We start from the raw sequence: 14,315 nt of genomic DNA, 5'->3' as shown, positions 1-14,315 counted from the left end.
TTCAAAGTAATAGATGCCATTTCACGAACTAATTGCTATCTAATTACCCAGCAAGCAAGAGGTTCAACTTTCATAAAAATCAATAACAACGGTTTTCAAAAACAGCCTATAGAAAGGACCGGGTAACCAATATCTTCCTTAGAGACAACGAATCACGCACTTACCCAAGAAAAACCAAATAGTGAGGCACAAAGGTGTCACTTTCTCTTGTGAAAGAAGCTCACCGATCGCCGAACAATTTGACTAGCTATTAGAGCAACTTCGGCACGAACCGCAAACCTTAGTCAACAAAGTGTCTGTTCCAAAAAAAACATGCACCATTTTCTGACCCTAAAATATACCTGTGAGCTGCAGATTTAAAATCTAACTACGGAATCTGGTAACGCTACAATGTAACATCGAGCCATGGAGTTCAACACAATAATAGAACCATTTCGAATTCATTCCGTGGAGCCGATCAAGCTAATGAGCCGGGATGAACGAAAGAGTGCTATCGAAAAAGCAAAGTACAACGTCTTTAATATTCCCGCCAAAGACGTCCTAATAGATCTGCTCACCGATTCTGGAACCGGAGCGATGAGCAGGGACCAATGGGCGGCAATTCAACATGGGGATGAATCCTATGCTGGCTCACCATCCTGGGAGATCTTTCGTGAAGCAGTCGTTGATTTATTCGACTTCAAGCACATAATTCCAACCCATCAGGGTCGAGCGGCAGAGAAGATTCTCTTTTCATCTATCGCTGGAGATGGCATGGTCATCCCCTCCAATACACACTTTGATACAACCCGAGCCAACATTGAATTTGTTGGAGCTCAAGGGGTAGATCTGGTCATCGAAGAGGGAAAAGACCCAGCAACTATTCATCCCTTTAAGGGAAATATGAATACTGACGCTCTAAGAGAGTTGATCGACCGAGTTGGTCCTCAAAATATCCCAATTATCATGCTGACGATAACAAACAACTCAGGTGGGGGCCAACCCGTTTCGATGGCCAACATTGAAGAGGTCTCTAAGATTGCACATGAATTCAACATAGCGTTCTTCTTGGATGCCTGTCGATTTGCAGAAAACGCCTGGTTCATACGTCTTCGAGAAGCCGGCTATGAGAATATGGATGTAAAAGAAATAGTAAAAAAGATGATATCCTACGCTGATGGAATGACCATGAGCGCCAAGAAGGATCCTCTGGCAAATATCGGCGGATGGCTCGCCTGTAACGACGACCTTCTAGCCGAAAAAGCACGAAACATGCTCATTCTCACCGAGGGCTTTCCAACCTACGGGGGCCTTGCCGGAAGAGACCTAGAGGCAATCGCAGTAGGGCTCAAGGAGGCGATCTCACACGACTACCTCCAATATCGAATCACATCCACCTCCTACCTAGGCGATGCACTCGACAAGGCGGGCATTCCTGTAGTAAAGCCCTACGGCGGCCACGCAATCTACATAGATGCCCGTGCTTTTCTATCCCACATTCCACCGCTACAATACCCTGGACAAGCTCTAGCCGTTGCCCTCTATGAGATGGGCGGAATTCGCGGATGCGAGATCGGTACTGTCATGTTTGGGATGACTCCGCAGGGAACTGAAGTTCCAGCCACTATGGATCTAGTTCGCCTTGCGATCCCAAGGCGAACCTACACCCAAAGCCACATTGACTATGTTATAGAGGTCGCAAAAAAGGTAGCTGAGGATGCCAAGGGTTTAAAGGGGTACAAGATAACTAAAGCTCCGCAATTTCTGAGGCACTTTACCGCGGAATTTGAAAGACTCAATTAACCCTAAAATCAAAGACCTAAAGTAAAAGTTTTCAACCGACTACTTCGTTTACCTTTTGATTTCCCATGATCGATCCATAGCCATCACCATCACAATCACCGTCCTAGGTGCAAAAATCCAGAGGTGCAACAACCATGGCGCCTCTGGAGCAAATGTCCTGAATCGAACCAGCCCTGAAAGATCCACAAAGTGGCAATGACATGGCAATAGAAATGGACAGCTGTCAACTTAGAAGAAGAGATCTCCGCCGGATAAATCCCCATAAGAAGCAAAAATTACCTTTGGCCGCGTCCATCTACCATCCAGCCCAAAAAGCACCTAAAGTGGGTAGAGTTCAACCCTTTTTCGACACAGAGATCATGCAATCCTAAATGGCGCATCCTTATATCTCCGTGACATCATCCCCGCCCTTACGGACGGGGTTTTCCGGCGCGCTTTGATAAAAACAAAAGAGCTACCTTTTATCTTCAAATCGCAAGACAAAGCCACAGACAAAGCTAAACCACGATTCAACTGGGTTCAACATTATAATCACCCGCTGGGAATAACCAAAAGTCGGCTATTTCGCTCTGTATTAATCAGCTCCGTATCAATCAGATGTTGGTATTAACGTCGCAGAGATGGATCACTATGACGAGCAACCCCTAGAACTATTCCAAGGCCAGCCATCATAAAGAGGAGCGAGGAGCCTCCGGCAGAGATCAACGGCAAGGGAACCCCGGTCACGGGCAAGAGACCCAAAACAGCGCCAATATTTAGCAGTGTTTGGCTCCCCACCCAAAGAGCCATGCCTATACAGACCAAAAACTCAAACCGACTTGGCGCTCTCAGCCCCACCCTAAAGATGGCATAGGTCAAACCTGCCAATAGTCCAAGCACAAAAAGACCGCCGATTACACCGGCTTCTTGGCCAATTACAGCGAAAATAAAGTCCGTCTGGCTGTTGGGCAGGTACCCCCACTTTGCTGAACCGGCGCCGATTCCAACACCATGAACTCCACCTGTAGCAAATGCAACAAGCCCCTGTACCTCCTGATAGGAGTAGCTCAACCGATTCTGCCAAGGATGAAGAAATGAGAGGAGTCTCTGGCGTCGATAACTTCGAGCAAGCGCTGCCACTGTGGCAAGGCAAATAGTTGCGAAGGCAAATGGTGCAAAGACCCTCATACGCATACCCGCTAGAAAGAGCATCCCAATCAGAATCGATCCGACCACCATGGCGGTACCCATATCGGGCTCAAGCAGAACCTGACCACAGATCAATCCAACCAGCAATATAGCCGGAAGAGCCTTTGAAAATCGTTGCAAACGAATAGGAACCGCCGGCGTAAAGAAGCCGGCCAGGTACAAGATGACAGCTAACTTCGCAAATTCAGAGGGCTGAAAACGTAAGAAGGAGATCCCAAGCCATCGCTTGGCTCCACCTACAGCAAGTCCCACGCCTGGCACAAGCACAATTATTAGAAATACTATGGCTGGAACAATTCCCAATCGAGCAAATGGTGCAATTCGCTTGGGGTTGATTCGAGCGATACCAAAGAATAGAAACAAGCCCATCACGATCCAGATCGCCTGGCGTTCAAAGATCGAAAAGGGAGAGCCCGAACCCTTTAAACCAAGTGAAGGGACGAATGACGTTGATAGGACCATGGCAGAGCCAACCAAGAGAAGGACCAAAACCAGAGCGATTAATGAAAAACTAAGCGAGCTTCGCTCATAGATGCGATCGCTCTGACTTAACTCATCCTCTAGTTCGTCATAGCCCATTCCATCGAGAGATAGAGTCCCTAAACGCCCACTAGTGCGCCTGCGAGAAAAAATGCCATGGCCCGAATCGGACTCCGAACCAGATACCTCGCCAGGTAGATCTTCCTGATCAGTCTCCAAATTCGATTCCGCTGTCGAGACGTTGGAGTTGCCACCGCTGATCAGATGAAATCTTCGATCCGGCTTTGCCTTTGAATCCAAATTCATACCAGTTCCTCCGAAACCCCACTCAAATCATGGGATAAGATACAACGACCTAACATCATGAACCAAAAACTCTCATATCAGCCCACGCAACCGAGCACTTTTTTTAATTGAACTCTGAAAGTCCAAGCCTCGCTCAACGTAGGAAGAGTACCAATCCCAGGAGGTACAACCAGGTGAAAGAACGATGGAATCACCCATTTGAGCCATACCAAAGGCACCTTCGACCGCATCAGCCATAGAGAAAGCTCGCACGACAGAAAGGTCGTGACCCACAAAGGCACCTTCAATATCACTTGCGGACTCTCCGATTGCAACTACACCACGTAACTTTGGTGCCAAAATCGCCAAAACCGATAGGTCCAACCCCTTGTTCTTGCCACCTGCAATCAAGACCACGTCCTGCAGAGACTCCATGTCACAGATAACAGCATCCGGAGTGGTTGCCTTGGAGTCATCAAAGACCTGATACCCCCCAAAGGAGCCAACGTATTGCATACGATGGGCCAACCCCTCAAATTCAAGGCACGTTGAACGAATTGCATCGTAGTCACAACCAAAGGAGGCTGCCATCGCACCTGCAAATAGAAAGTTCGTCAAATCGTGGTTGAACTGTCTCTTGAGGTCAGAGATCGGCCCGATCGATCGCCCTAGAACTATCAACTCGTTCTCAAAGATGTCGCCACCCTCGCCTAAAATCTGCCTGTAGGAACGCCCGATAGCGTCCAAGGAGCCAGATACTTCGGGTGAGAAGTTCGAAATCCAAACCTGCGCATCGTCATCCATCCCCTCAACGATTCGCATCTTCGAAGCTAGATAGTGCTCAATAGAGCCATGCCAATCCAGGTGGTCAGGGGCAAAGTTTAAAATCGCCGCCTGAATAGGTGCAAGGTTAGAGGTATTGGCCAATTGAAAAGAGGAGGCTTCAAGTACTATAAGGTCAAGATTAGAACCAACAGCCTCACTTAGGGGCGTTCCGATATTTCCAAGAGCCCTAACGCTGCTCCCCGATCGCTCAGCCATCTCAGCCAATAGGGTTGATACAGTCGTCTTTCCGTTCGTCCCCGTAATAGCGATAATCGGTGAAGTAATGCGCTCTCTGGCGAAAGCCATCTCACTTTGGACCTTTGATGGATCGCCAAAGAGACCATGGGTTGGTTCTATACCCGGGGAGACGATGACCTTATCAACATCGACGATCAGATCCGCAAGTTCATTTTCATCTCGAATCACGCTCAGATCTCCAGGAAGATCGATAGCCAAATTCGACTCAAAGACTATCACGTTGCATCCAAGTTGTCTTGCTAGCCTTACCGCGCTCTTACCCGCGCGTCCGTAGCCTCCCACCAGAATTGATTGGCTAGAGTGTCCAGTCGCTGAATCACCTTGGTTCTCCTGGGTCAAAGGCTTCATCGGCCACCTCGAGATCCCAAGGTAGCGTGCCGCAACCAACCACAACGATCCATGGATATGCCCTCTGCTAAAGATGGGGTCGTAGGCTCAATCATTGTTTGATCAGATTTCCAATAGAGAGAAAGTCAGCATAGAAAAGGCCAAGCGCGATCGCTGTAAAGATTCCGGCCATCATCCAAAAACGGACGATAACTGTCGTTTCGGGCCATCCAATCAATTCAAAGTGATGGTGAAGTGGTGCCATCCTAAAGACACGACGATGAAATACTCTAAATGAGATGACCTGAATAACCACGCTCAATGTTACGATAACAAATAGCCCCGCAAGAATAGCCAGCCAAAGGTCTAGCCCCATGATCAGTGTGGTAGCTCCTAAGGCCGCCCCAATCGCTAAGGAGCCCGTATCTCCCATAAATATCTTTGCGGGCGCAGCATTCCACCATAGAAATCCAGCTAAAGCCCCACACATCGCTACGGTTATTATTCCTATATCGATAGCACTAGAGACGTGATAGACAGATTCGTGACGGAATTGCCAATATCCAATAATCGTCAAGCACCCAAAGGCAAAGATCGCCGATCCTGCGGCCAATCCATCCAATCCATCAGTCAGATTGACGGCATTTGAAGAACCTATGACTACCAAGGTCGCAAAGACTATCCAAGCCCAGACGGGAACGTGGAAAGCAAAACCACTGAAACGCACAAAGTCGATCGACGATGGCACATGTGCCCAAAAGTGGGCGCCAAAGGCGAAGAGGCCTGCCACAATAATCTGACCAAGGATCTTAGCCGACTTTGTAAGACCAAGGGAACGAGCCTTCCTGATCTTGATAAAGTCGTCCAAGAAGCCAACCAACCCCGCTCCAAGAGCAGCAAACAGAACGAGCAAGCCACCAGAGGAGATTGGAATTCCCAAGTTGGCATGAGCTCCCAAATATCCGACTAGAACTCCCAGTAAAATTACAATGCCACCCATCGTTGGGGTTCCAGCCTTAGAGACGTGACGCTTTGGCCCATCTTCTCTGATCTGCTGGCCAATCTTATAGGCCCGTAAAAACTTAATCAGATAACTGGTTGCCAGGACAGCAACCAAAAATGCAAGTGCCGACGAGACAAGAATCGCGATCACGTTATCAGCTCCTGCCTCTTTAAATTCAAAACCAATCGAGCCACGTCACCATCGATAAATTCAAAACGATTAGGTCCAATCAATTGATAGCGTTCATGGCCCTTGCCTGCAATCAAAACAACGTCCTTATCGCCCGCAGCCATAATCGCATGCTCAATTGCGCTACGACGATCGTAGATAACGACGCTGGGAACGTCTCTTTTAGAATCGCTCAAACCGGCCAATATCGCCATAGCTATCGCTTTGGGATCCTCATTTCGAGGATTGTCATTGGTCACAACGACCATATCTGCGTACCTGCCAGCTACCTCACCCATCAGTGAACGCTTGATAGAGTCGCGATTACCACCAGCTCCGAAGACCAAAATAAGACGGCCCTCATCCTCTAAAAGATTCTTTAGCGAGGAAAGAACATGCTCTAGAGCATCGGGAGAGTGCGCATAGTCAACAAAGACCCGGGTTGGATCGTCACCACTAACTAGCTCTAGCCGTCCTGGAACCCCACTAAAGGTGGATAGGGCGCTAGAGATCTCCCCAAGTCCAAAACCCATCAATCGAAGGACCTCGATTGCCCCAAGCGAATTTGAAAGGTTATGTTCTCCGGTCAATGGAACCATAAAGCCACGACCGCAGTAGGTGAAGGTGATCTCACTCATCTTCAAGGAAAGATCTGTCGCGTCACTTATGCTATAGCTAGTGCCCGAAATGTTGCCAGACAAAAGCAGTCTAAGTCCATATGGAGTATCTCTGTTGATCACACAAAAACGGCTTCGACCGCCCTGGAAGAGCTTGGTTTTGGCTAAAAAATAGCTCTCTATGTCGCCATGATAGTCAAGGTGATCTGGAGTGAGATTAGTAAAGACCGAGACGAAAAAGGTGAGGTTATTGATTCGCCCCTGATCGATCGCGATCGAGGACGCCTCCATCGCCAGGTTGGAGGCACCATCTGAGATGGCACTTGCGATCCTGCTAAACAGTTCAGGCGACTCGGGGGTCGTGAGCTCACCATTTAAGGTACCAATCACTCGAGATGGTGAACCAAGCACATTTAAGACGTGTGCAACCATATGGGTGATAGTTGTCTTGCCGTTGGTTCCAGTTACACCTATAAGTCTAATTTTTTCTGAGATATCACCATAGAACGCATAGACAAGATCAGCTAAAACTTTACGATCCAGCCTTTCAATGACTAACAGACCCTCCAGTTCAGCCTCTAGATCGTCTTTGTGATAATCACTGATAATCGCACTACAGGCACCACGACTTAAGGCATCCCTCGCAAATGTGGCGCCATCATAACTTCTTCCTGGAAGACCAACAAAAAGATTACCAGGGGTCACCTTTCGAGAATCGATGGTAATCCCGGTAACTTCGCGATCTGGGCAGTGGTGAGCAAAATCACCGATCCCTGCAGCCATGAGTAGCCTCGATAATCGAATGAGATCCTCCTCAAAGAGAAATGCATTTTTTAGTTCCCGGCTTGCCCAGTCTAACAACTCACAGTGATCCATGATACCGCTACCTAATCAAGCCGAATACGAGATATTAGTGGAGCCTGAGTGGTTCCTAGGCACTTTGTGGCGATCAAACTAGCACCAAAACGAGCAAGCGGAAGCGAGCAGGTTGAAATGGCCGTCCCAGGAACTTTCGAATTTACCGTTGGCCTAGTCACTATTGACGAGGAAGGAGGAGTCGAAGGGGCTACAACCTTAGCGCCAAGATGGTATAGGGCATATGTCATGCTTGATGAAAAGACTTTTGCCGCGGTAAGGCCACCATAGAGTTGATTCGGCTCAGTCAGGACTACCATCTCCGATAGGGGAACCGAAGAATCGGTCGTAAATCCAACAAAGGTAGCCATGTATTGATGGGGAATGTAGCCAGCTCTTCCGTTCGGATAGGCAATCGATGCAGTTCCGGTCTTACCCGATATCGAAAAACCTGATACCGTCGCGGCTGGCGCTGTCCCGTTAGCACCAGTTACACCACTTAGAAGTCCAGTCATCACCGATGCTAGGGGTTTCGATATTACCCTGCGCTTTATTACCTTTGCTGGTGTGGTTCCCACTGCTTGTACAAGTCGAGGAGTTGCCATGACGCCCCCGTTGGCAATAGCGTTATAGGAGTCAATAACTTGCAGAGGGGTCACTGCTTCATCCTGGCCAATTGGCGCTGAGCCAGGAGCTGTTCCTGACCACTTCTTAGACGGATCCAAAAACCCCAAAGACTCTCCAGGAAGATTCAATCCCGATGCCACACCCCACCCAAAATTGCGAAACGATGCATTGATCTCATGGGGAGTGAGATGCGAAGCGATGGTGATTGTGCCGACATTAGAGGATTGCGCCAAGATATCCTTAGGGGTCATAATTGTAGGCGGATGAACTTCAGCGTCGTGGAAGTTAGTACCACCAACAATTATTTGATCTGGAACAACCATCTCTGTTCCAGGGGTGATTATCCCCCTAGAGAGGGCGGCCGCAAAGGTGGCAATCTTGGCGACCGAACCTGGCTCATAGACGTAGTCAACAGCCATATTGATCGAAGACTGTTGAGTAAAGGTAAATTTAGGCTGAGGAAGGTTTATTGGAGCTTCGCCAGTCAACGCACTTGAGGTGGGAGGTGCGCCAGCTACCAGATTAGCCATCGCCAAAATATTGCCATTTGTCGGATTCATAACTATTGCAACGCCAGCCCGTGCCTGAGTGGCCACCATCTCATTCGAAAGAGCCGTTTCAGTCTGAAGTTGAATAGCAGTATTTAAGGTAGTTGTGAGATTCTTTCCCTGTCGCGATGGAGTCAAGATCTTGGTTCCACCCGGAAGTGCACCCCCCGAAGGAGCAGTATTGACTAATTCGGTTCCTGGAGTTCCAGTGAGCAGAGAGTTGTAACTCTGTTCAATCCCGCCCACTCCCCCGTTGAACGTTGAGACACCACCGATAACCGATGCCGCCATCGCCTGATTAGGACGCACTCGAAGAGGCTCTTGGATTAAAGCGATCCCCGCCAGTGACGAAAGCTCTTTATTTATCTTTGCGGTCTGACTTTGAGTTATCTGATGGGCGATATATTGAAACTGGCCACTGGCCACCAAATGAGCACGAATAACCGATGGTGAAATCGCCAAAATAGAAGAAAGAATCTGCGACTCCGCAATTGGATTCTTAACTTGTAAGGGGTCCGCGACAACAGTATAACGAGGCTCTGATACGGCCAAAACGTTACCTGACGAATCAAAAATAGTTCCTCTTGACGGAGTGATTTTAAAGATTGAGTAGCCCTCTCCAGCTGCCAATAGTCGGTAATTCGTAGATGGTGCAAGACTAACTACGCTAAGGCGAACGATAAGGGCGCCTAAGACCAAGAGTGAAACTACCTTAATAAAGCCGACGCGCGAACGAGAGACTGGAAGCCATGAAAGGCCTCTATGACCCTTTGGGCCAGCCTCTTTAAAAGCGCTAGGCTCAAAGTCGCGCTGATACGAGCGCGACTTTGGCGATGGTGAAGCTGGCCTACCGCCCCCACCCTTGTTATCTTTACCTAAAGTGTTATCTTTACCTAAACGTGGAAATCTGGCCACAGTCAACCTCCATTGCGGGCCGTCTTTGAGCTCTGCATTGTAATCGTACGAATAGGCGCCGAAGTAGTAGTAGTCGAAGCAGCTGACGGCTGGGTGGTCGCCGACGCCGACGAGCTCGCTGAAACCGAAGACGAAGAGCTACCAGATGCAACCTGTGTAGCAGCAGTGGCAGATGACGACGCACTTGAAGGAGCAGCTGTCTTCACAACCTTGGATCCAGAGACATTCGTGGTAACTGGAGCACTTCCGCCAGGAGTGTAATAGAGAGAAAGAGGGGTCGAGGTGGGGGAAATTCCGGAACTATTCGTATAGGTCGAAGTGGTTCCAGGTCCAGATGAAAAGACCATATGCAACTTAGTCTGGGCATATTGCGCAATCCGAGCTGGCGCAGAAAGGGCCTCGCTGCGAAGGGCTAGCTCATTATTTGTCGTAGTCAAAGATGCAATCTCTGGTGCGATAGTGTTTACCTCTAACTGCATCTTTGCAATCTCTGCCCTAGCCATGACCGAGACGAAGATACCGCCAAACAAAACTACTATCGCGATGCCTAGATAGACACGTCGCAAAAGCACATTCCGCCGCGAATTCCTAAATGTCTTACCTGTTGGAAGTGACTTTAAGTGGCGAGGCGCATGTGTTAGAGGTTGCGGAGTCGGCGGCGAATCAACTCTTTCGATAGGTGCGTTTATGGCAACCCCGCTAAATCTTGTTCGGCGGGCCCTGCCACCACCCGAGGAAGTTCGCAGATGTGAAGGCGAGCCTTCGGTGGAGCTCTCCTTGGGAACAGTTGGAAGCCCGTGAACGAGTGGAACCTGATCTGTAGCGGTTCTAGTCAAAGACGGACTTTCACGAAAGCTGCGACCCGAGAGCCACTCCTCGAATGAGCTTAGCCTTGCACTTTCAAAGTCGTCTAAATGCTCGATCTGGCTCATTTTGACCGTCCTTTTATCGTTGAAATAGCGATCGGCTCGATGAACTCAATCGCTCGCATCTTGGCCGAGCGACTCCTGGGATTTATAGCGACTTCATCTTCTTTAGCGGTTGCCAATCGAACAATTGACCGCGCTCGGGCTACTGCTCCACAGACACATCCAAGCTGGGCCAGACAGTGACAATCTCCCTTTAGCATCAAAGAGATAAAGGATTTGACCTTTGCATCTTCCCCGGAATGATAAGAGATAAAAACGACGTGCGAACCAACAGGAAAAACCTCAGGGATATTTTCAAGAAGAGAGGAAAGCTCCTCCATCTCAACATTCACCAAAACCCGTATAGCTTGAAACACCCGCGCCTGAGAATCACGTCTTCCCTTGGTATATCCCTTAGGAAGAACTCGGTCTATCAATTCACTTAGTTCAAAGGTGCTCGACAAGCCAGCGCGAATCTCCATCTTTATCGCCCTAGCCAAAGCCTTGGCATATCGACCTTCGCCATTTGCACGTATTGCATCGGCTAGTTGGTTTTCGGAGATATTTGACAAAACCCCAATCGCATCCAATTGGGAATCCCTGTCCATCCTCATATCTAAAGCACCATCCAAACGCAAGGAAAACCCTCGCTCGGCACTATCGAATTGATGTGAACTCACACCAAAGTCAAAGAGACCGCCCACTAGCGGTGATTCTGCCATAAAACTCTCTGCTTCAGCACCGCGAAGTAGATCGGCGAGCTTTGAAAAAGGCGCCTTGAAGCTCAAGAACCGTCCTTCAAAGGCCGAGAGACGCGCAATCGAAAAGTCAATCGCGTCTTGGTCTCGATCTATCCCAATAACTCGCATGGCAGCTAGGTTGGCCAAAATGGAATGGCTATGACCCCCTCCGCCAAGCGTCCCATCCAGAACAGTTCCGCCAAGATCGCCGAAGATCTCCACCACTTCGCGCCACATAACTGGCGCGTGATATGAAGATGAAAACTCTCCAGGAGCAAATTCAAAGTTAGGATGCTGCATTAACACCCCTAAATTCATCCCAGTTGGATGGAGACCACAGCTCAATGGTGTCGAGCGCACCTATGACGACGACCTCACGGGTCAAATCTGCCATATTTCGCAATCGCTGCGGGATGGCTAGACGACCGCTGGCATCTATCTCCTGGTCAAACGTATCCGCCAGCCAGACCTTGACAGGTCGTCTTACGTCGATATCGCTAATATCTTTCGCTCGTTGAATAGCGCAATAGTCGTCAAAATCGCTCATGCGCCAAAGAACTAGACACTTATCTCCATATTGGGAAACTGAAATTACACAGGCGTCGCCAAGATTGCTGCGGAAGCGTGACGGGAGCGTGATACGTCCCTTCGCATCGAGCGAATGTTCATGAGTACCAATGAAATGGCTCAACGTGCCTGCCATCAGTACCCCCTTTCGAACATTTGCCCCACAATCATCCCTAATGACCCACTCTACACCATATTCACCCACTGTCAAGCAATTTTCAAGCACTTGACCTCGCAATATCACAAATTGTGGGTGACCAAATGCCCGGCGTGAATTCATAGGGGCGATTTAGGATGCAATTGGTAGAAAATCTCCCATCTCGAAGTACAACTTGTCGCGCAAATGAGCACGAAAGTAACGATTAGATTAGGAATATAAAATCGGGGGGGGGACGGGGAACGATTGCCCACGTCCCCCAAAGGACGCTTTAGGGAAACAAGCCCCCACTAATGAGTCGATACGATCATTCAAAAGGTGATTTTGTCAATTGCGCCAGATCTCAACGAATGAAAGCCACAACTATCGAAGATCAATTAGCACAGTTTGCTCCAGCAAAATCTAAGTCCTATTTGCAACAAGATGCCCTTAGCCAGGAAAAGGCTCAAAAGCAAGGCAGCGCCACGTTTAGGCGACAAAAGGTTAGAGATCCTTCAACCTGGATCTAAGTGCTAAAAGATTGCCTCTCCGATAAGATTGCCAATCGTAAGATCATCGCTTTGGGCAACCCAAGGCGCTACATCGATGAGATCTGTTACCATCTGACGTAGGTGATCTACACTATCAATCTCTCCCAATAGGAGTTGCGATGTTAGATCGTAAGGAAATTTTATGTAACACATCGTGTGAATAAAACACGCGTGGCGACTTCGTCGTTGCGCCATTCCTACTAGCTTCCTGCCGCCGACCAAGATCTCACCCGGAGCTTTGCTGGTAAAGCAGACTTGTGAAGCCAATGGGTCCATCACGATCGGTCGACCTTTGACCTCAAGGCCAGAAACACCCAAAAAAGAAAGTGCGTCGAACCACCCTCGCGCAACCAGGTCAAACGATCTACTCACATTTGCCTCAATTAGAGGATCATCTACAGGAAAAGAGATATCGATCCAGACACATTCGTGAGGAAGCGCAATGACACCTGTGCCGCCCGAAGATCGTCGAACCAGTTCAAAGTCGATTTCCTTGGCTTTTGATACCATATCATCGGACAGTTTTTGGGTTGAACCAAGTATGATAGCTGGCCGTTGAAGGCGAGACACAAACACGCTGCGCGTGAGCGGTGGTATGATATGGTCTCGGTGAAAGTCTGCGGCACCACCTTCGACGACATGCAATTCAAATCCCACCAAGGGGCCACCCTTCACCTATAGCCACTCCAGCACAGACACCTTAGTATGGTTTTTAGAAGCCTTTCACCTTAAAACTCTAACGTTACAAATGCCAACGAATGTAACGAATAAGGCCAAAATGCCCAGAATTCTCCGGCTGGTTGGAAGAACGTCTCTTTGTGACCTGTGGTAACGACCAAGGGTTCCACTTTCAAAAGTTCAACGAATCCTTAGCGAGGGTCTCGAAGCACCTTGAAAGCTGCTCATCGAATAGTAACTTAATTCCGTCGATTATTCAGAGCACATTTCGACGATATGGTTGCTCATTTATCTAATTTGAAAACAAAGAATTAACTGAAGAATCGAAATATGAAGTTGGATATCATATTTTCAACTTTTATAATGACCCTAGACGCCATGGCGAATAGGGCTCAAAATCACCCATAGAAAAAGAGACGTCCCAGATCAACAGCAGACCACAAATAAATAGCCGGTACAAAAACCGATATAAGCAAGATCTCCTGCTGGATATGAAGGAGCATTATTTATAGCGGTAGCATTGCTTAGGGTTTATTAGATGGATTTGATGGGACTGACTAAGTAGTAATTTTGATGAAAGAGATCGCTAAGGTAGAAGATGAGGTGGAATTAGCTGTTGCAATAGAGCACTTCGGAACGAACTTGAGACGGCTTGGGCAAACAGTGCGAGCAAACCCATTTGCTTGGAGCTGTCAGGGCTTACAATAGCTTTTCAGGCTGCAATCAAGTCCGCCAACGACGTCTCTGGTGCAGTTCCCTAGTACGCACTAAATGCCAGAGGTACTCAATCCTCAAACACAGAGCGTTTTGCTGACGTTCAAACCCGGCCTCTATAAAAAACAGCAAATCCTCCCCAT

Annotated in this window: 11 protein-coding genes; 2 read left to right on the top strand and 9 right to left on the bottom strand. The window is 48.5% G+C overall.

The annotated features are described in order from the left end of the window. The first annotated feature begins 405 nt into the window (after positions 1–405). The gene (locus tag AXFE_RS00395) at positions 406–1,782 is read left to right on the top strand and encodes a tryptophanase (RefSeq protein ID WP_052603920.1); all 1,377 of its coding nucleotides are present in this window, start codon (positions 406–408) and stop codon (positions 1,780–1,782) included. Between the two features lie 606 nt (positions 1,783–2,388). Here the strand turns inward: AXFE_RS00395 and ftsW are convergent. The 9 genes from ftsW to AXFE_RS00345 all read right to left on the bottom strand — a co-directional run bounded on the left by ftsW (position 2,389) and on the right by AXFE_RS00345 (position 13,437). Continuing rightward, the gene (gene ftsW, locus AXFE_RS00390) at positions 2,389–3,756 is read right to left on the bottom strand and encodes a putative lipid II flippase FtsW (protein ID WP_052603919.1); all 1,368 of its coding nucleotides are present in this window, start codon (positions 3,754–3,756) and stop codon (positions 2,389–2,391) included. Positions 3,757–3,828: 72 nt separating this feature from the next. Further along, complete coding sequence (gene murD, locus AXFE_RS00385) at positions 3,829–5,166, bottom strand: UDP-N-acetylmuramoyl-L-alanine--D-glutamate ligase (RefSeq protein WP_152625758.1); 1,338 nt, start codon at positions 5,164–5,166, stop codon at positions 3,829–3,831. A 91-nt stretch (positions 5,167–5,257) separates the two neighbouring features. Continuing rightward, positions 5,258–6,298 (bottom strand): phospho-N-acetylmuramoyl-pentapeptide-transferase, encoded by a 1,041-nt coding sequence (gene mraY, locus AXFE_RS00380; protein WP_052603917.1) that lies wholly within the window; start codon positions 6,296–6,298, stop codon positions 5,258–5,260. Beyond that, positions 6,295–7,809, bottom strand: coding sequence for a UDP-N-acetylmuramoyl-L-alanyl-D-glutamate--2,6-diaminopimelate ligase (locus AXFE_RS00375; protein ID WP_052603916.1), 1,515 nt, complete (start codon positions 7,807–7,809; stop codon positions 6,295–6,297). Before AXFE_RS00375 ends, mraY begins: the two co-directional genes overlap by 4 nt. 11 nt (positions 7,810–7,820) lie before the next feature. After that, positions 7,821–9,878, bottom strand: a complete 2,058-nt coding sequence (locus AXFE_RS00370; protein WP_052603915.1) for a peptidoglycan D,D-transpeptidase FtsI family protein — start codon at positions 9,876–9,878, stop codon at positions 7,821–7,823. A 2-nt stretch (positions 9,879–9,880) separates the two neighbouring features. Further along, positions 9,881–10,810 carry a hypothetical protein gene (locus AXFE_RS00365; protein WP_052603914.1) on the bottom strand — a complete coding sequence of 310 codons (930 nt, stop codon included), beginning with the start codon at positions 10,808–10,810 and terminating at the stop codon, positions 9,881–9,883. After that, on the bottom strand, positions 10,807–11,826 hold the full coding sequence (rsmH, locus tag AXFE_RS00360) for a 16S rRNA (cytosine(1402)-N(4))-methyltransferase RsmH (protein ID WP_052603913.1): 1,020 nt from the start codon (positions 11,824–11,826) through the stop codon (positions 10,807–10,809). The genes AXFE_RS00365 and rsmH overlap by 4 nt, the downstream gene beginning before the upstream one ends. Then, positions 11,813–12,373, bottom strand: a complete 561-nt coding sequence (locus AXFE_RS00355; protein WP_052603912.1) for a division/cell wall cluster transcriptional repressor MraZ — start codon at positions 12,371–12,373, stop codon at positions 11,813–11,815. Before AXFE_RS00355 ends, rsmH begins: the two co-directional genes overlap by 14 nt. A gap of 389 nt (positions 12,374–12,762) precedes the next feature. Beyond that, on the bottom strand, positions 12,763–13,437 hold the full coding sequence (locus AXFE_RS00345) for a lipoyl protein ligase domain-containing protein (RefSeq protein ID WP_152625756.1): 675 nt from the start codon (positions 13,435–13,437) through the stop codon (positions 12,763–12,765). Positions 13,438–14,031: 594 nt separating this feature from the next. Between AXFE_RS00345 and AXFE_RS20960 the strand changes: the two genes are divergently transcribed. Further along, on the top strand, positions 14,032–14,166 hold the full coding sequence (locus AXFE_RS20960) for a hypothetical protein (RefSeq protein ID WP_268749131.1): 135 nt from the start codon (positions 14,032–14,034) through the stop codon (positions 14,164–14,166). Positions 14,167–14,315 lie beyond the last annotated feature (149 nt).

The sequence above is a fragment of the Acidithrix ferrooxidans genome (genome assembly GCF_000949295.1).
Classification (GTDB): Bacteria; Actinomycetota; Acidimicrobiia; order Acidimicrobiales; family Acidimicrobiaceae; genus Acidithrix; species Acidithrix ferrooxidans.
Note: the sequence above shows the minus strand (reverse complement) of the source record. Positions and strands in the feature narration are given on the sequence as shown.

Bases quoted from the DNA above. Each gene is read 5' to 3' on its own strand.
- ftsW (WP_052603919.1), bottom strand. From the start codon at position 3,756: ATGAATTTGGATTCAAAGGCAAAGCCGGATCGAAGATTTCATCTGATC.
- AXFE_RS00355 (WP_052603912.1), bottom strand. From the start codon at position 12,373: ATGAATTCACGCCGGGCATTTGGTCACCCACAATTTGTGATATTGCGA.
- AXFE_RS00395 (WP_052603920.1), top strand. From the start codon at position 406: ATGGAGTTCAACACAATAATAGAACCATTTCGAATTCATTCCGTGGAG.
- AXFE_RS00365 (WP_052603914.1), bottom strand. From the start codon at position 10,810: ATGAGCCAGATCGAGCATTTAGACGACTTTGAAAGTGCAAGGCTAAGC.
- murD (WP_152625758.1), bottom strand. From the start codon at position 5,166: ATGAAGCCTTTGACCCAGGAGAACCAAGGTGATTCAGCGACTGGACAC.
- AXFE_RS20960 (WP_268749131.1), top strand. From the start codon at position 14,032: ATGAAAGAGATCGCTAAGGTAGAAGATGAGGTGGAATTAGCTGTTGCA.
- rsmH (WP_052603913.1), bottom strand. From the start codon at position 11,826: ATGCAGCATCCTAACTTTGAATTTGCTCCTGGAGAGTTTTCATCTTCA.
- AXFE_RS00375 (WP_052603916.1), bottom strand. From the start codon at position 7,809: ATGGATCACTGTGAGTTGTTAGACTGGGCAAGCCGGGAACTAAAAAAT.